Genomic DNA, 15,562 nt, shown 5'->3' with positions numbered 1-15,562 from the left:
AGCGCCGCCAGCATGACGGCGGATAGCGCGGCGTGGGCGCGGGGACCGTAAAAAAACCCGCGGAGGGCGGGTTTGTCTAGCCTGTTCAGGCGTAGTAGCGTTTGCTGAATTCCAGCATCCGTTCGATGGGCACGCGCGCGGCGTCCATCTGCTCTGGGCTCAGGTAGTCGATGGCCAAGCCTTCGCCCTGTTGCGCGCGCTTCACCGCCTCAATGGTGTTCATCTTCATGTAAGGACAGGAGTTGCACTGGCAGCCGGCGTAGATCGGCGCCTGGCGCAGGTCGAGATCGGGACGGGCCAGGCCCATGTTGTACAGGATGCCGTCCTCGGTAGCGACGAAGATCACCGCTTTGGCGTCGCCCTGGTAGGCCTTCACCCAGTTCAGCATGCCGGAGGTGGAGCCGACGTAATCGGCTTTCTTCAGCACCGGCAGCGGGCTTTCCGGGTGGGCGATCAGGTATTTCTCGCCGGGCACTGCCTCGAACGCCTCGTTCAGCGCCGCCTCGTTGAACTTGTCGTGCACCTCGCACACCGCCGACCACAGCGGCATGTCGTAGCCGTACTGGTCGTTGAGGTAGCCGCCCATATTGCGGTCAGGCGAGAAGATCACCTGCTTACCCTCGGCGTACAGGTGGGCGATGATGTCGTCGACGTTGCGGCTGGTGACGATCCAGTCCGACACCGCTTTGTGTTCGGCGCTGGAATTGATGTAGGACACGTGCACGTGGTCAGGATAGCGCTTGCGCCACAGGGTCAGCTCGGCGACGTCGGTCTGGGTCACCAGCGAGCAGGTAGAGCCTGCGTCGGGCAGGATCACGGTGGCGTCCGGGTTGAGGATCTTCGCGGTCTCGGCCATGAAGCGCACCCCGGCGAACACGATGATGTCGGCCTGGGCCTCCTTGGCGTACAAGGACAGTTCCAGGCTGTCTCCCACCTTGTCGGCCATCTGCTGGATTTCCGGCTGGGTGTAATAATGAGCGAGGGTGACGACGCGTTTCGTCATGGTGTTTCGGCTCCTGCCAGACCGGGGAAGGGACCCGGCCGGTTGAATGCTGCGGCGCAATAAACGTTTGTTGCGAAACTGTAAAGGTTAGCAATATTGTAAAGCTTGCGCCACTGGCTGGGTATCGCACCGGGTTAATTTCACCGGGCGCCGTGGCTGAAATGCATCTGTCAGTGGTTTGTCGGAGGTCAAAATGACGCCTGGTTTCCATCTGCATGATGAGGACGGCGTGGATCACGCCCACGACGACGATCACGACGCCAACCACTCGCATCTGCACCGCCACGGCGGTCCGGAGGGCGGAGACGGCAGGCGGCTGAGCAGCCGCGCGCTGGCCAAGGTGTTGGCGTTGACTTGCGGTTTCGCGCTGGTGGAGGCGCTGGGCGGCTGGTGGAGCGGCTCGCTGGCGCTGCTGTCCGACGCCGGCCACATGCTGACCGATTCGCTGTCGCTGCTGCTGGCGCTGTGGGCGGCACGCATCGGCAGCCGGCCGGCCACAGACCGGCTGTCGTTCGGCCATGGCCGGGCCGAGGTGCTGGGCGCGCTGCTGAACAGCCTGCTGCTGTTCGGGCTGTCGGTCTTTATCGTCGCGGAGGCGGCGGAGCGGCTGCTGCGGCCGCATGCGGTGAACGGAATGGGTGTGATGCTGATCGCCGCGATCGGCCTGGCGGTCAATGTGCTGGCGGCCTGGGTGCTCAGCCGCGGCGCGCATTCGCTCAACAGCAGGGCGGCGCTGTTGCATGTGCTGGGCGACCTGTTCGGCTCGGTGGCCGCCATCGCGTCCGGTGCGATCATCTACCTCACCGGCTGGACGCCGGCGGACCCGCTGCTGTCCATCCTGGTGGCGCTGCTGCTGCTGGCGGCGGCCTGGCGATTGATCCGCCAGGCGGTGATCGTGCTGATGGAGGGCGTGCCGGCGCATCTGGACTACAACCGCGTCGGCGAGGCGCTGTCAGGCATCGCCGGCGTCCGCTCGGTCCATGATCTGCACGTGTGGACGATGTCGGCCGAGCGGGCGGCGCTGTCGGCCCACGTGCGCATCGCCGCGCCGCAGGACTGGCCGCGCATCCTGGCCGCCTGCCAGCTGATGCTGTCGCGCGAATTTTGCATAGATCACGTAACCTTGCAGGCGGAATGGCCGGCGTCCGCGCCCGCCGGCAAGCCGGTACCGATAGATATCATCTCCGAGGACAAGCATTCATGAGGCCGCATTACCTGACCCCGCTGTTTTCCCCGCGCACCGTGGCCGTGGTCGGCGCCAGCGACCGGCCGGGTTCGATCGGCCAAGCGGTGTTCGCCAATCTGCTGGCCAGTTCCTTCCAGGGCAAGCTGTTCCCGGTCAATCTCAATCACAAGGTGGTGGGCGGCATGCCGGCGGTGGCCTCAGTGCGGCAGATCGAGGAGCCGGTGGACCTGGCGGTTGTGGTGACGGCGATCCGCTCGCTGCCAGCCGTGATCAAGGATTGCGGCAAGAAGGGCGTGAAGGCGGTGCTGCTGGCCAAGGAGTTTTCCGACAGCGAGCAGCTGGAGCAGGAGCTGATCAACGAGGCCCAGTCCATCGCCCGCCATTTCGGCATCCGCATCCTCGGCCCCAACGTGCTGGGCCTGATGCGCCCGGTGGCAGGCTTCAACGCCAGCAATTACAACGGCAAGGTGCGGCCGGGCAATCTGGCGCTGGTGTCGGAGTCGTCAGCGCTGTGCGCGGCGATGCTGGACTGGGCCGACAGCAAGGAGATCGGCTTCTCCAGCGTGGTGCCGCTGGGCGGGGCGCTGGACGTCGGCTTCGGCGAAATTCTCGATTACCTGGTGGCCGACAACGCCACCCAGGGCATTCTGTTGCATGTTCACCACATCCACGACGCCCGCCGCTTCATGTCGGCGCTGCGCGCCGCCGCCCGCACCAAGCCGGTGGTGGTGATCAAGTCCGGCCGCTTCGAAAACGACGCCAGCGGCCTGACCCACGCCAGCAATCTGGTGGCCAGCGGCGACGCCTTCGACGCCGCGCTGGCGCGCGCCGGCGTGCTGCGGGTGTCGTCCATCGCCCAGCTGTTCACCGCCGCCAAGGTGCTGGCCGCCAATTACCGCGTCGGCGGCCGCCGGCTGGCCATCGTCACCAACGGCTTCGGTCCGGGCATGCTGGCCGCCGACAGCGCCGTCGACTACGGCGTGGAGCTGGCCAAGCTGAGCGAGGGCACGGTCAAGCTGCTGGACAGCGTGCTGCCGCGCAACTGGTCGCACGGCAATCCGCTGGACATCATCGGCGACGCCAGTCCGATGCGCTTCCGCACCGCGGTCAAGGCCTGCGTCGACGATCCCGGCGTGGACGGCGTGATGGTGATCTTCACCCCGCAGGCTGGCACCGACCATCTGACCACCGCGCAGCTGATGATAGGCCTGCAGCGCGAGACCACCAAGCCGCTATTCCTGTCCTGGCTGGGCGACGCCAAGGTGTCGGAAAGCCGCGAACTGTTCTCCAAGGCCAAGTGCGCCCACTTCCGGGCGCCGGAATACGGCATCGAGGTGTTCCGCCATCTGGCCGACTACCAGCGCAACCAGCAACTGTTGTTGCAGACGCCGGGGCCGCTGGAGGGGCTGCGCAACGATCCGGACGTCAACACCGCGCGCAAGGTGATGGACGCGGCGCTGGCCGAAGGCCGCACAGTGCTGTCGGAGCGCGAATCCAAGCAGGTGCTGGCGGCCTTCCATATTCCGGTCAATCCGACCACGCTGGCCCGCACCGCCGACCAGGCGGTCAAGCAGGCGGCCAAGATCGGCTATCCAGTGGTGCTGAAGATCGACTCGCCGGACATCATCTACAAGTCAGACGTCGGCGGGGTGGAGCTCAACATCAGCAATGAGGAAACGCTGCGCGCCGCCTTCGACGCCATCATCGCCCGCACCCGCCAGGCGCGGCCGGATGCGCGAGTCGACGGCGTGTCGGTGCAGCCGATGCGCAAGCGCCGCTTTGCGCGCGAGCTGATGGTGGGCGTGGCGCGCGACGCCGGCCTCGGCCCGGTGATCGCCTTCGGCGCCGGCGGCATCGCGGTGGAGGTGATGCGCGACCTGGCGCTGTCTTTGCCGCCGCTGAACGATTATCTGGTGGACAGCATGATAGGCCAGACCCGCATCGGCCAATTGCTGGGTCCATTCAAGAATCTGCCGCCGGTGGATGTGGACGAGTTGCGCCACGTCTTGCTGCAGGTGTCGGAGATGGTGTGCGAGCTGCCGCAGCTGCGGGAGATGGACATCAATCCGCTGGTGGCGGACGAGCAGGGCGTGATCGCGCTGGACGCGCGCATCTTCGTCGGCCCCGCGCGCGCGGACCAGAAACGCTACGGCCACATGGCCATCATGCCTTATCCCACTCATATGGTGGTGTGCGCCAAGCTGCGCGACGGCACGCCGGTGATGACCCGGCCGATCCGGCCCGAGGACGCGGACATGCAACAGGCCTTCGTCCGCAATCTGTCCGAAGAGAGCCGCTACAACCGCTACCTTTCCAGCATCAAGCAGCTGTCGCAAAGCATGCTGGTCCGCTTCACCCAGCTCGACTACGACCGCGAGATGGCGCTGGCGATGACGCGCGAAGGCGATGGCGGCGAGGAGATGCTGGCGGTGGCGCGCTTCATCACCGATCCGGACAACGAGGCCTGCGAGTTCGCGCTGGAGGTGGCCGACGACTGGCAGGGGCGCGGCATCGGCACCTTGCTGTTGCAGGCCTTGTTCGACGCGGCGCGCGAGCAGGGGTTGAAACTGATGCGCGGCGAAGTCCTGGCCGGCAACAAGGGCATGCTGAAACTGATGCATAAACTGGGATTTAGCGTCGAGCCGCACCCAGAGGACAGGGCGCTGACGCTGGTGCTGAAGACGCTGTAAGCGGACGCTTCGGGACGGTCTTGCATTAAGCGCTTGCAAGATAAGGGAAATCTGCCATAAAATCGTGGGCTTTTCTATATCCCGTTTTTTTCAAGGACAATCGACAATGGTAGTGATTCGTCTGGCCCGCGGCGGCGCCAAGAACCGTCCGTTCTACAACATCGTGGTGACCGATTCCCGCAACCGTCGTGACGGTCGCTTCATCGAGCGCGTTGGCTTCTACAACCCGGTAGCCAACGAGAAGCAAGAGCGCGTCCGTTTCACCATGGACCGTCTGAACTACTGGGTCGGCGTTGGCGCACAGCTGTCCGACTCCGTTGCCAAGCTGCTGAAAGAGCAGAAAGTCGTAGCCGCTTAATCCGGCTATCCGACATCAAGACGGAATTGGGCGCATGCGCGACGAAGATCTCGTAGTAATGGGCTTTGTGCGCGGCGCCTTCGGTATCAAAGGCTGGGTGAAAATCCACGCCGATACCGAATACGCTGACGGCCTGTTCGATTACCCGGTCTGGTGGCTGGGCAAGAACGGCAGCTGGAAGCCGTATACATTTGAGAACGGCGCAGTCCAGCCCAAGGCGCTCGCCGCCAAGCTGGAAGGCGTCGAAGGCAGAGATGCAGCCGAGTTGTTGCGCGGTTCGCAGATCGCGGTTCCGCGCAGCGAACTGCCGGCTCCCGCCGATGACGAGTACTACTGGAACGACCTGATGGGTCTGACCGTGGTCAATCAGCAGGGCGAAACGCTTGGCAAGGTGGATAATCTGCTCGAAACCGGCGCCAACGACGTGCTGGTGGTGAAGGGCGACGATGGCCAGCAGCGGCTGATTCCGTTCGTGGAACAGTATGTGCTGGACGTGGTGCCGGCCGAAGGCCGCATCCTGGTGGACTGGGGTCTGGATTACTGATGCAGATCGACGCGGTGACGCTGTTCCCGGAGATGTTCGATTCAATTGCCCGCTTTGGCGTCAGCCAGCGGGCGCTTGACTTGGGTCTCTGGCATTTCAAAGCCTGGAATCCGCGCGATTTCACCCACGATAACTATCGTCGGGTGGACGACCGGCCTTATGGCGGCGGTCCCGGCATGGTGATGCAGATCGAGCCGCTGGAGCAGGCGATAGACGCCGCGCGCGCGCGCCAGCGCGAAGCCGGCGTCGAGGCCAGCCACGTGGTCTACCTGTCGCCGCAAGGCGTCAGGCTCAGCCACGCCAAGGCGGCGGAGCTGTCGCAGCGGCAAGGCCTGATCCTGCTGTGCGGCCGCTACGAAGGCATAGACGAACGTCTGATCGCCACTCAGGTCGATGAGGAAATCTCGATCGGCGATTACGTGCTGTCGGGCGGCGAATTGCCGGCGATGGTGCTGGCCGACGCGGTGGTCCGGTTGCTGCCGGGCGTATTGAACGACGCTCAATCGGCTTACGAAGACTCATTTGTGGACGGTCTCTTGGACTGCCCGCATTACACCCGACCCGAAGAGTATCGAGGCATGCGGGTGCCGGACGTGCTGTTGTCCGGTAATCATGCCCTGATCGCCAAATGGCGGCTCAAGCAGTCGCTGGGGCGGACGTGGAAGCGTCGGCCCGAGCTGCTGCAAGACCGCGTTTTGACAAAACAGGAATCTCGGCTGCTGGCGGAGTACCAGCAGGAACAAGATATCCGCAAAAAACCGGAGTAAAACATGGATCTGATCCAGAAACTCGAGCAAGAAGAAATCGCACGCCTGGGCAAGACCCTGCCGGCATTCGCCCCGGGCGATACCGTCGTGGTTCAAGTCAAGGTAAAGGAAGGCAACCGCGAGCGTCTGCAGGCTTACGAAGGCGTTGTGATCGCCAAGCGTAACCGCGGCCTGAACAGCGCGTTCACCGTGCGCAAGATGTCCGCCGGCGAAGGCGTTGAGCGTACCTTCCAGACCTACTCCCCGCTGGTGGCTTCCGTTGAAGTGAAGCGCCGCGGCGACGTGCGTCGCGCCAAGCTGTACTACCTGCGTGGTCGTACCGGCAAGTCCGCACGCATCAAAGAAAAGCTGCCGGCCCGCAAGCAGGGTTAATCCTGCCGGCGACAGCCGCTATCATCAAAGCGCAAGGCCTGGCCTTGCGCTTTTTTTATTGGGGGAAGGGGAATGGACTATCAGGTGGTGATCGCCGCGCCGTTCGGGCGCTTGGGCGTGCGCTGCGAAGCCGGAGCGTTGCGCGAGCTGCGTTTCCTGCCGGCGGGCGCGGCCTTGCGGCCGCCCGAGCCGTGCAGCCTGGAGGCCGAGGTGGCGAGGCAGCTGGATGCCTACTATGCCGATCCGCGCCATGTCTTCACCGTGCCGCGGCGGCTGGCCGGCACGCCGTACCAGCTGCGGGTGTGGGAGCGGATTGCGGCGATACCCTGCGGCGACACTCGCCGCTACCTGGACCTTTCCCGGGAGTTGGCGTCGTCGCCGCGCGCCGTCGGCGGCGCTTGCGGCCGCAACCCCATTCCCATCATCGTGCCCTGCCACCGGGTGGTGGCGAGCGCCGGCCTAGGCGGCTTCAACCAGTCTACCGGCGACGAGACGCTGGACATCAAGAAATGGCTGCTGCTGCATGAGCTCGGATAAGGACAGCATCGACGCCTTCCTCGATCAGCTGTGGCTGGAGGACGGACTGTCGCAGAACACGCTGGCCGCCTACCGCCGCGACTTGTCCAAGCTGGCCGGCAGGCTGGCCGAGCAGGGGGCGACGCTGGAAGCGGCCGGGCAGGCGGATCTGGAGCGAGCGCTGCTGGCCGGCGTGGCCAGTGAGAAGCCGGCCACCCGCGCGCGACTGATTTCGGCCCTGCGCCGCTATTGCCAGTATCTGCTGCGCAGCGGCATCCGCTCCGACGATCCCAGCGCCAGGCTGGCGTCGCCCAAGCGCGGGCAGCGTCTGCCCAAATCGCTGTCCGAGGTCGACGTCGAAGCGCTGCTGGCCGCGCCGGATGTGGAGACGCCGCTTGGCCTGCGGGATCGGGCCATGCTGGAGGTGCTGTACGCCAGCGGCCTGCGGGTGTCGGAACTGGTGGGCATGACGCTGAACCAGCTGAACCTGCTGGATGGCGTGGTGAAGACGATAGGCAAGGGCAGCAAGGAGCGGCTGGTGCCGCTCGGCGAAATCGCCCAGGACTGGCTGCTGCGCTACCTGAAGGAGGCGCGGCCGCTGCTGCTGGCCGGCCTGCCGTGCGACGCGGTTTTCGTCACCCAGCGCAAGGCCGGGATGACACGGCAGATGGCTTGGCACCTGATTTCGCAATACGCCAGCCGCCAGGGCCTGTCCAAGGTCAGCCCGCATGTGCTGCGCCACGCCTTCGCCACCCATCTGGTCAACCACGGCGCCGACTTGCGGGTGGTGCAGCTGCTGCTGGGCCATTCCGACATCTCCACCACCCAGATCTACACCCATGTGGCGCGCGAGCGTCTGAAGCAGCTGCATGCCCGCCATCATCCACGCGGTTGAGGCGGAGCCGGGCAGGCTGAAAATAAAAAGACCCGGCATGGCCGGGTCTTTTGCTGAGCATTACGAGGTTAGACGGGTTCCGCCGCCAGCGCGCTCTGGTCGAACAACAGTTCCACCTTGTCGTCGGCGACCGTGACGGTGACTTCGCCGCCGGCGACCAGCCGGCCGAACAGCAGCTCGTCGGCCAGCGCCTTGCGCAGCGTGTCCTGGATCAGACGGGCCATCGGGCGGGCGCCCATTAGCGGGTCGAAGCCGTTCTTCGCCAGGTAGCGGCGCAACTCGTCGGTGAAGTGGATGTCGACATGCTTCTCCGACAACTGCTGTTCCAGCTGCATCAGGAACTTGTCCACCACTTGCAGAATGATCTGCTCGTCCAGCATGCCGAAGGGGATGATGGCATCCAGGCGGTTGCGGAACTCGGGGCTGAACATCCGCTTGATGTCGCCCATCTCGTCGCCGGCGGCCTTGGTCTGGGTGAAGCCCAGCGAAGGCTTGGACAACGATTCGGCGCCGGCGTTGGTGGTCATGATCAGCACCACGTTGCGGAAGTCCGCCTTGCGGCCATTGTTGTCGGTCAGCGTTCCGTGGTCCATCACCTGCAGCAGCACGTTGTAGATGTCCGGATGCGCTTTTTCGATCTCGTCCAGCAGCACCACCGCGTACGGATGCTTGTTGATGGCCTCGGTCAGCTGGCCGCCCTGCTCGAAGCCGACGTAGCCGGGAGGCGCGCCGATCAGCCGCGACACCGCGTGGCGCTCCATGTACTCGGACATGTCGAAGCGGATCAGCTCGACGCCGAGGATGTAGGCCAGCTGGCGCGCCAGTTCGGTCTTGCCGACGCCGGTGGGGCCGGAGAACAGGAACGATCCGATCGGCTTCTGCGGATTGCCCAGGCCGGAGCGGGTCATCTTGATCGCGCTGGCTAGGCCTTCGATCGCCTTCTCCTGGCCGAACACCACGTTTTTCAGATCGCGCTCCAGGTTCTTCAGCACGTTCTTGTCGTCGCTGGAGACCGTCTTCGGCGGAATGCGGGCGATCTTGGCGACGATCTCTTCGATCTCCGACTTGTTGATCACCTTCTTCTGCCGCGACTTGGGCAGGATCTTTTGCGCGGCGCCGGCCTCGTCGATCACGTCGATGGCCTTGTCCGGAAGGTGGCGGTCGTTGATGTAGCGCGCCGACAGCTCCGCCGCGGTGGACAGCGCCGATTGCGTGTACTTGACGCCGTGGTGGGCTTCGAAGCGAGACTTCAGACCCTTCAGGATTTCCACCGTTTGCTGCACCGTCGGCTCGGTGACGTCTATCTTCTGGAAACGGCGGGACAGCGCGTTGTCCTTCTCGAAGATGCCGCGGTACTCGTTGTACGTCGTCGCGCCTATGCAGCGCAGGCTGCCGTTGGACAGCGCCGGCTTGAGCAGGTTGGACGCGTCCAGCGTGCCGCCCGAGGCCGCGCCGGCGCCGATCAGCGTGTGGATTTCGTCGATGAACAGGATGGCGTTGGTGTCCTCGGTCAGCTGTTTGATCACCGCCTTCAAGCGCTGCTCGAAATCGCCGCGATACTTGGTGCCGGCCAGCAGGGCGCCCATGTCCAGCGCGTAGACGGTGGACTTGGACAGGATCTCCGGCACCTCGCCGCCGACGATGCGGCGAGCAAGGCCTTCGGCGATGGCGGTCTTGCCGACGCCAGCCTCGCCGACCAGCAGCGGGTTGTTCTTGCGGCGGCGGCACAGGATCTGCACCGTGCGCTCAAGCTCATGCTCGCGGCCGATCAAGGGGTCGATTTTGCCGTCGCGGGCCATCTGGTTGAGGTTCTGGGTGTAGTTTTCCAGCGCCCCTCCCGGTCCGGTGGCCTGCTCTTCGCCGTCCGCGTCGTTGTTGCCGCTGTCGCGCGGCTCCTGCGGCGGCTGCTGCGACCGCTGCTTGGTGATGCCGTGCGAGATGAAGTTGACGACGTCCAGCCGCGAGATGCCTTGCTGGTGCAGATAGTACACCGCGTGCGAATCCTTCTCGCCGAAGATGGCGACCAGGATGTTCGCGCCGGACACTTCCTTCTTGCCCGACGACTGCACGTGCAGGATCGCGCGCTGGATCACGCGTTGGAATCCAAGCGTTGGCTGGGTTTCGACTTCCGCCTCGCCGGGCACGGTGGGAGTGTGCTCATCGATGAAGTCGGTCAGCTGCTTCTTGAGTTGGTCGATATTGGCGCCGCAGGCCCGCAAGACTTCTGCGGCCGACGGGTTGTCGGTCATCGCGAGCAGCAGATGCTCCACGCTGATGAACTCGTGGCGCTTGCGCCGTGCGTCCATGAACGCCATGTGCAGGCTTACTTCAAGCTCCTGGGCAATCATCAGTTTTCCTCCATTACGCACTGAAGCGGATGCTGATGCGCTTTCGCATATTGCAACACCTGCTCGACCTTCGTTGCAGCCACGTCTTTGGTATAAACGCCACACACGCCGTGACCTTGCGTGTGGACTTGCAGCATGATCTGGGTGGCCTTCTCTCTGTTCATGTAGAAGAACTGCTGGAGAACCTGCACCACGAAGTCCATTGGGGTAAAATCATCGTTCAATAACAACACCTTATACATCGGGGGTGGGTTTTCCCTAACCCGTGACGCCTCAAGCTGGGCATCGTCTTTGACCGAGGTGGACATGTCGACTTTCACTGAAACGGTGCCTCACTTCAATTTTGGTTCCCCCAGACTTTTTTTCAAGGGGGCTCTCAAGACCGCAATCACTTGACGCCGTCGCCGCGCTTGCGTAGAAATGCAGCTGGTGCTTGGCTTAACTGTTTGGCATTTTGCGGCACAGCATTTTGTCAAACTCTATTAAGCTCTAAGTTGGTCGGCTTCACCAGCCTTTTTTTCGCAAGGAAGTTAAATGGCATTTGGTACCGTGAAGTGGTTCAATGACGCAAAAGGCTTCGGCTTTATTACCCCGGACGAAGGTGGCGAGGATCTGTTCGCCCATTTCTCGGCCATCAACATGCAAGGCTTCAAGACCCTGAAAGAGGGTCAGCGTGTAAGCTTTGAAGTGGTGTCCGGCCCGAAAGGTAAGCAAGCGTCCAATATCCAGAACGCGTAAGTCTGTTCTGGACTCAGTCCCGCCGCGTGGTGGGCTGCAAGGCATATTTCAAAGCCCGCCTCAGGCGGGCTTTTCATTTTCATGGCGGCCTACTTGGCCGGTGCACGCGAAATATAGACCAATGACGCCGGCGCGGCTGGGATGTCGCGCAGGCTGCCGTGATGGCTGAAGCCGGATCGAAGCAGCACTCGGATCGAAGGCAGATTGGCTGGGCGGACCTTGGCGAACACGGCAGGCGCGGCCAGGGCTTCGAACGCGCATTGCAGCGCTTGCCGGGCCATTTCGCTGGCCAATCCCTTTCCCCAGGCCGAAGGCGCGAAGCGATAGCCCAAATTCAGCCTGTCTTGGCCGCCGTAGTCGCCGTAGCTGAGGCCGCCGAAACCGATGATCCGGCCAGGCTCCTCCCGACAGGCCACTGACCAGCGGCCGAAGCCATGGCGTTTCCATTCCTCCGTCCATCCAGCCAGCGCCATGCGGGCATGCTCGATGGAGGAATGGGGGCCGTGTGGATTGTAACGGTTGGTTTCGGGGTCGCCGAAGATCGCGTACAGCGCTTCGGCATCGCCGGCGCTGATGGCGCGCAGCAGCAGGCGTTCGGTCTGGATATGCCGCATGTGTTTCTCATCTGTTTCCGTCGATTGGAAGTGAGTCCATTGTCGGAGGCGAAGAGCTATGATGTAACGCGTTGGCTGAAATATTTGCCATGGATTTTTATTATGTCTGTGAGTCTGGATGATCTTGAGTTGCTGTTGGACGTGGCCGCATTGGGCAGTTTCAGCCAGGCGGCGGCGCGAAGAGGCTGGTCGCAGCCGCAGGCCAGCCAGCGCGTCGCCCTGCTGGAGACGCGGCTGGGGGTGAAATTGTTCAGCCGGCACCGCCGGGGCGCGGAGCCTACCGCGGCCTGCATGGCGTTTTTGCCCGCGGCGCGAGCGGCACTGGACGCGCTGGCCGAGGGGCGGGAGCGTTTGGCGGGGGCGGAGGGGTTGCCGAGGGTGCGGGTGGCTTGCCTGCCTTCTTTGGCGGGCGTGGTGTTTGGTCCCTTGCTGGCGAAGCTGGCCGAGGCGCCGCTGGAAATCCGCTGCGATACCGATCATTCGCCCCAAATACTGCAGCAGTTGCTGGGCGGCGAGTTGGATATCGGTTTTGTGTTGCAAAGGCCCGCTGTCTCAGGACTGGAAATGGAGGCCTTGTGCGATTCGCCGATTGTGGCGGTGGCGGCTCCTTCTCATCCGCTGGCGGGCGATGGGCGGGAGCTGCCACTCGGCCGATTGGCGGAATATCCGCTGGCGCCCCAGAACTGGGGAGACGGCGCCGAGGAATTGGTTCGCCGTCTGAGGCGGCTGCGCGCGCCAGGCAGGCCCATCCATCTGCCGCAACCGGCCTCGGCCGCGCGCGATCTGGCCCTCTGGCACGGTTATGTTGCCTTCGTGCCGCGCTTGGCGGTGCGGCAGGAGCTGGAGTGGGGCGCGCTGCGGGAATTGCCGTTGCAGGAGCCGGAGCTGGGCCGTTGGCGGCTGATGATGGCTTGGCGCGGGGGCAAGCGGCCGGATGCGGCGAAGACGATGATGCTGGAGGCGGCGCGGACGCTGGCCGACGATTGGCGTTGATTGGCGGAGCCACGCGCGGAGAGGGCGCGGGCATGAAAAAGCCCCCGGGAACCGGGGGCTTGTGGTCTGCTGGCCAGGTTTTAGGCCTGCACGGAGGAGATCGCCGCGTTGAAGGTGGCGCTGGGGCGCATCACCGCGCTGCACTTGGCGGCGTCCGGCAGGTAGTAGCCGCCGATATCGGCCGCTTTGCCCTGCACGGCCTTCAGTTCGGCCAGGATCTTCTGCTCGTTGTCGGCCAGTTGCTTGGCGACAGGCGCGAAGCGGGCTTGCAGCTCCTTGTCGTCAGTCTGCGCGGCCAGCGCCTGGGCCCAGTACATCGACAGGTAGAACTGGCTGCCGCGGTTGTCCAGCTCGCCGGTGCGGCGGGACGGGGACTTGTTCTCGTCTAGCAGCTTGCCGGTGGCCAGGTCCAGCGTCTTGGCCAGTACTTTGGCTTTGGCGTTGCCGGTCTTGATGCCCAGATCTTCCAGCGACACCGCCAGCGCCAGGAATTCGCCGAGCGAGTCCCAGCGCAGGTGGTTCTCTTCCAGCAACTGTTGCACGTGCTTAGGCGCAGAGCCGCCGGCGCCGGTTTCGTACATGCCGCCGCCAGCCATCAGCGGCACGATGGACAGCATCTTGGCCGAGGTGCCCAGCTCCATGATCGGGAACAGGTCGGTCAGGTAGTCGCGCAGGATGTTGCCAGTGACCGAGATGGTGTCCAGGCCGCGCGCCACGCGCTCCAGCGTGAAGCGCATCGCGCGCACCTGGGACATGATGTGGATGTCCAGGCCGTTGGTGTCGTAATCCTTCAGGTAGGTTTGCACCTTCTTGATCAGTTCGTTCTCGTGCGGGCGATACGGGTCCAGCCAGAACACCGCCGGCATGCCGGAGTTGCGGGCGCGGGTCACGGCCAGCTTGACCCAGTCGCGGATCGGCGCGTCCTTGACCTGGCACATGCGCCAGATGTCGCCGGCTTCCACGTTTTGGCTCAGCAGCACTTCGCCGGTGGCGAGGTCGACGATGTTGGCGACGCCGTCGGCCTGGATTTCATAGGTCTTGTCGTGCGAGCCGTATTCTTCGGCTTTCTGCGCCATCAGGCCGACGTTGGGCACGGTGCCCATGGTGCGCGGGTCGAAATTGCCGTGCCATTTGCAGAAGTTGATCATCTCCTGGTAGATGCGGGCGAAAGTCGATTCCGGCATCACTGCCTTGCAGTCGTAAGGCTTGCCGTCGGCGCCCCACATCTTGCCGCCGGTGCGGATCATCGCCGGCATCGAAGCGTCCACGATCACGTCGTTCGGCGAGTGGAAGTTGGTGATGCCCTTGGCGGAGTCAACCATTGCCAGGCGCGGACGGTGTTCCTGGCAGGCGTGCAGGTCGCGGATGATTTCTTCGCGCTTGGAGGCCGGCAGGGTTTCGATCTTCTCGTACAGCGTGGCCATGCCGTTGTTGACGTTGACGCCCAGCTCGTCGAACAGCTTGCCGTGTTTCTCGAATGCGTCCTTGTAGTAGATCTTGACGCAGTGGCCGAACACGATGGGGTGGGACACCTTCATCATGGTGGCCTTCACGTGCAGCGAGAACAGGATGCCGGCCTCGCGGCAGTCTTCCATCTCGCGTTCGTAGAATTCGCACAGCGCTTTCTTGCTCATGAACATCGAGTCGATGATTTCGCCGTTCTGCAGCGCCACCTTGGGCTTCAGCACGATGGTCTGGCCGCTCTTGGTCACCAGCTCCATCTTGACGTCGCGCGCCTTGTCCAGTGTGATGGACTTTTCGCCGTGGTAGAAATCGCCGTGGTGCATGTGGGAGACGTGGGTCTGCGACCACTGCTTCCATTCGCCCATCGAGTGCGGGTGCTTCTTGGCATAGTTCTTCACCGCCAGCGGCGCGCGGCGGTCGGAGTTGCCTTCGCGCAGCACTGGGTTGACTGCCGAGCCCAGACACTTGGCGTAGCGGTCCTTGATCGCCTTTTCTTCGTCGTTGGCCGGATTTTCCGGGTAGTCGGGCAGCTTGTAGCCCTTGGATTGCAGCTCCTTGACGCAGGCGGCCAGCTGGGCCACCGAGGCGCTGATATTCGGCAGCTTGATGATGTTGGCTTCCGGCTGCAGCGTCAGCTTGCCCAGTTCGGCCAGGGTGTTCGGAACCTTCTGTTCGTCGGTCAGATAATCGGGGAATTCGGCCAGCACGCGCGCGGCCACGGAGATGTCGGCGGTATCCACCTGGACGCCGGCCGAGCCCGCGAAGGCCTGGACGATGGGCAGGAAAGAACTGGTGGCCAGCGCCGGCGCTTCGTCGGTGAGGGTGTAGATGATTTTCGATTGTTCTGCTGGCATTACTCTATCTCCATGTTGATCTTGTGACGACAGAACGATTGCGCGAAGAGTTCAACGCTCGGACGACGTCCCGGGGAACATCGGAGCGGGCGGCCGGCCTGACGCGGGCGTCTGGCGGCTCTTGGGCAATTTTCAAAAGCGAATTATACCTCTTCTCACAGGCTTGGTTGGCGGCGCAACTGAAACTTTTATGCCTGATAACTGGCGGATGGACGTTCGG

General features: G+C 63.7%; 15 protein-coding genes. 10 read left to right on the top strand and 5 right to left on the bottom strand.

Translation table 11 applies throughout. The features are described from left to right. Positions 1-85: 85 nt before the first annotated feature. Complete coding sequence (gene nadA / locus LQR33_RS15145; protein ID WP_221668827.1) at positions 86-1,003, bottom strand: quinolinate synthase NadA; 918 nt, start codon at positions 1,001-1,003, stop codon at positions 86-88. A gap of 193 nt (positions 1,004-1,196) precedes the next feature. Between nadA and LQR33_RS15140 the strand changes: the two genes are divergently transcribed. The 8 genes from LQR33_RS15140 (at position 1,197) to xerD (ending at position 8,331) form a co-directional block, all read left to right on the top strand. Continuing rightward, positions 1,197-2,207: a cation diffusion facilitator family transporter gene (locus LQR33_RS15140; RefSeq protein ID WP_166440173.1), complete on the top strand. Its 1,011-nt coding sequence runs from the start codon at positions 1,197-1,199 to the stop codon at positions 2,205-2,207. Then, on the top strand, positions 2,204-4,879 hold the full coding sequence (locus LQR33_RS15135) for a bifunctional acetate--CoA ligase family protein/GNAT family N-acetyltransferase (protein ID WP_231469575.1): 2,676 nt from the start codon (positions 2,204-2,206) through the stop codon (positions 4,877-4,879). The genes LQR33_RS15140 and LQR33_RS15135 overlap by 4 nt, the downstream gene beginning before the upstream one ends. 106 nt (positions 4,880-4,985) lie before the next feature. Beyond that, positions 4,986-5,237, top strand: a complete 252-nt coding sequence (rpsP, locus tag LQR33_RS15130) for a 30S ribosomal protein S16 (protein ID WP_011137222.1) — start codon at positions 4,986-4,988, stop codon at positions 5,235-5,237. Between the two features lie 34 nt (positions 5,238-5,271). Further along, the gene (gene rimM, locus LQR33_RS15125; RefSeq protein ID WP_103902154.1) at positions 5,272-5,781 is read left to right on the top strand and encodes a ribosome maturation factor RimM; all 510 of its coding nucleotides are present in this window, start codon (positions 5,272-5,274) and stop codon (positions 5,779-5,781) included. Continuing rightward, a complete protein-coding gene (gene trmD, locus LQR33_RS15120; protein WP_046155480.1) occupies positions 5,781-6,548 on the top strand; it encodes a tRNA (guanosine(37)-N1)-methyltransferase TrmD in 768 nt (255 codons plus the stop codon). Before rimM ends, trmD begins: the two co-directional genes overlap by 1 nt. A 3-nt stretch (positions 6,549-6,551) precedes the next feature. Next, positions 6,552-6,920: a 50S ribosomal protein L19 gene (gene rplS / locus LQR33_RS15115; RefSeq protein WP_021476697.1), complete on the top strand. Its 369-nt coding sequence runs from the start codon at positions 6,552-6,554 to the stop codon at positions 6,918-6,920. A 72-nt stretch (positions 6,921-6,992) separates the two neighbouring features. Next, entirely contained in the window at positions 6,993-7,457 is a 465-nt protein-coding gene (locus LQR33_RS15110) for a methylated-DNA--[protein]-cysteine S-methyltransferase (protein WP_166440172.1), read from the top strand. After that, positions 7,444-8,331: a site-specific tyrosine recombinase XerD gene (gene xerD / locus LQR33_RS15105; protein ID WP_166440171.1), complete on the top strand. Its 888-nt coding sequence runs from the start codon at positions 7,444-7,446 to the stop codon at positions 8,329-8,331. Before LQR33_RS15110 ends, xerD begins: the two co-directional genes overlap by 14 nt. 68 nt (positions 8,332-8,399) lie before the next feature. On the opposite strand, the gene clpA is transcribed toward xerD, so the two are convergent. Both clpA and clpS read right to left on the bottom strand, forming a co-directional pair. Continuing rightward, on the bottom strand, positions 8,400-10,679 hold the full coding sequence (clpA, locus tag LQR33_RS15100; protein WP_166440170.1) for an ATP-dependent Clp protease ATP-binding subunit ClpA: 2,280 nt from the start codon (positions 10,677-10,679) through the stop codon (positions 8,400-8,402). Then, on the bottom strand, positions 10,679-10,987 hold the full coding sequence (clpS, locus tag LQR33_RS15095; protein ID WP_021476693.1) for an ATP-dependent Clp protease adapter ClpS: 309 nt from the start codon (positions 10,985-10,987) through the stop codon (positions 10,679-10,681). The genes clpA and clpS overlap by 1 nt, the downstream gene beginning before the upstream one ends. A 226-nt stretch (positions 10,988-11,213) precedes the next feature. On the opposite strand from clpS, the gene LQR33_RS15090 reads away from it, so the two are divergent. Further along, a complete protein-coding gene (locus tag LQR33_RS15090) occupies positions 11,214-11,417 on the top strand; it encodes a cold-shock protein (RefSeq protein ID WP_011137214.1) in 204 nt (67 codons plus the stop codon). An 89-nt stretch (positions 11,418-11,506) separates the two neighbouring features. Here the strand turns inward: LQR33_RS15090 and LQR33_RS15085 are convergent, their stop codons facing one another. After that, positions 11,507-12,031: a GNAT family N-acetyltransferase gene (locus LQR33_RS15085; protein ID WP_166440169.1), complete on the bottom strand. Its 525-nt coding sequence runs from the start codon at positions 12,029-12,031 to the stop codon at positions 11,507-11,509. A 102-nt stretch (positions 12,032-12,133) separates the two neighbouring features. Here LQR33_RS15085 and LQR33_RS15080 point away from each other — a divergent pair, with 102 nt between their 5' ends. Further along, positions 12,134-13,024, top strand: coding sequence for a LysR family transcriptional regulator (locus LQR33_RS15080; RefSeq protein WP_166440168.1), 891 nt, complete (start codon positions 12,134-12,136; stop codon positions 13,022-13,024). An 80-nt stretch (positions 13,025-13,104) separates the two neighbouring features. Here LQR33_RS15080 and LQR33_RS15075 read toward each other — a convergent pair whose 3' ends face one another. Next, entirely contained in the window at positions 13,105-15,342 is a 2,238-nt protein-coding gene (locus tag LQR33_RS15075; RefSeq protein WP_166440167.1) for an NADP-dependent isocitrate dehydrogenase, read from the bottom strand. Positions 15,343-15,562 lie beyond the last annotated feature (220 nt).

Source organism: Chromobacterium piscinae, from assembly GCF_021129175.1.
GTDB classification, from domain to species: Bacteria; Pseudomonadota; Gammaproteobacteria; order Burkholderiales; family Chromobacteriaceae; genus Chromobacterium; species Chromobacterium piscinae.
This window is presented reverse-complemented; position numbering and strand designations above follow the sequence as displayed.

Bases quoted from the DNA above. Each gene is read 5' to 3' on its own strand.
- nadA (WP_221668827.1), bottom strand. From the start codon at position 1,003: ATGACGAAACGCGTCGTCACCCTCGCTCATTATTACACCCAGCCGGAA.
- LQR33_RS15140 (WP_166440173.1), top strand. From the start codon at position 1,197: ATGACGCCTGGTTTCCATCTGCATGATGAGGACGGCGTGGATCACGCC.
- LQR33_RS15135 (WP_231469575.1), top strand. From the start codon at position 2,204: ATGAGGCCGCATTACCTGACCCCGCTGTTTTCCCCGCGCACCGTGGCC.
- rpsP (WP_011137222.1), top strand. From the start codon at position 4,986: ATGGTAGTGATTCGTCTGGCCCGCGGCGGCGCCAAGAACCGTCCGTTC.
- rimM (WP_103902154.1), top strand. From the start codon at position 5,272: ATGCGCGACGAAGATCTCGTAGTAATGGGCTTTGTGCGCGGCGCCTTC.
- trmD (WP_046155480.1), top strand. From the start codon at position 5,781: ATGCAGATCGACGCGGTGACGCTGTTCCCGGAGATGTTCGATTCAATT.
- rplS (WP_021476697.1), top strand. From the start codon at position 6,552: ATGGATCTGATCCAGAAACTCGAGCAAGAAGAAATCGCACGCCTGGGC.
- LQR33_RS15110 (WP_166440172.1), top strand. From the start codon at position 6,993: ATGGACTATCAGGTGGTGATCGCCGCGCCGTTCGGGCGCTTGGGCGTG.
- xerD (WP_166440171.1), top strand. From the start codon at position 7,444: ATGAGCTCGGATAAGGACAGCATCGACGCCTTCCTCGATCAGCTGTGG.
- clpA (WP_166440170.1), bottom strand. From the start codon at position 10,679: ATGATTGCCCAGGAGCTTGAAGTAAGCCTGCACATGGCGTTCATGGAC.
- clpS (WP_021476693.1), bottom strand. From the start codon at position 10,987: ATGTCCACCTCGGTCAAAGACGATGCCCAGCTTGAGGCGTCACGGGTT.
- LQR33_RS15090 (WP_011137214.1), top strand. From the start codon at position 11,214: ATGGCATTTGGTACCGTGAAGTGGTTCAATGACGCAAAAGGCTTCGGC.
- LQR33_RS15085 (WP_166440169.1), bottom strand. From the start codon at position 12,031: ATGCGGCATATCCAGACCGAACGCCTGCTGCTGCGCGCCATCAGCGCC.
- LQR33_RS15080 (WP_166440168.1), top strand. From the start codon at position 12,134: ATGTCTGTGAGTCTGGATGATCTTGAGTTGCTGTTGGACGTGGCCGCA.
- LQR33_RS15075 (WP_166440167.1), bottom strand. From the start codon at position 15,342: ATGCCAGCAGAACAATCGAAAATCATCTACACCCTCACCGACGAAGCG.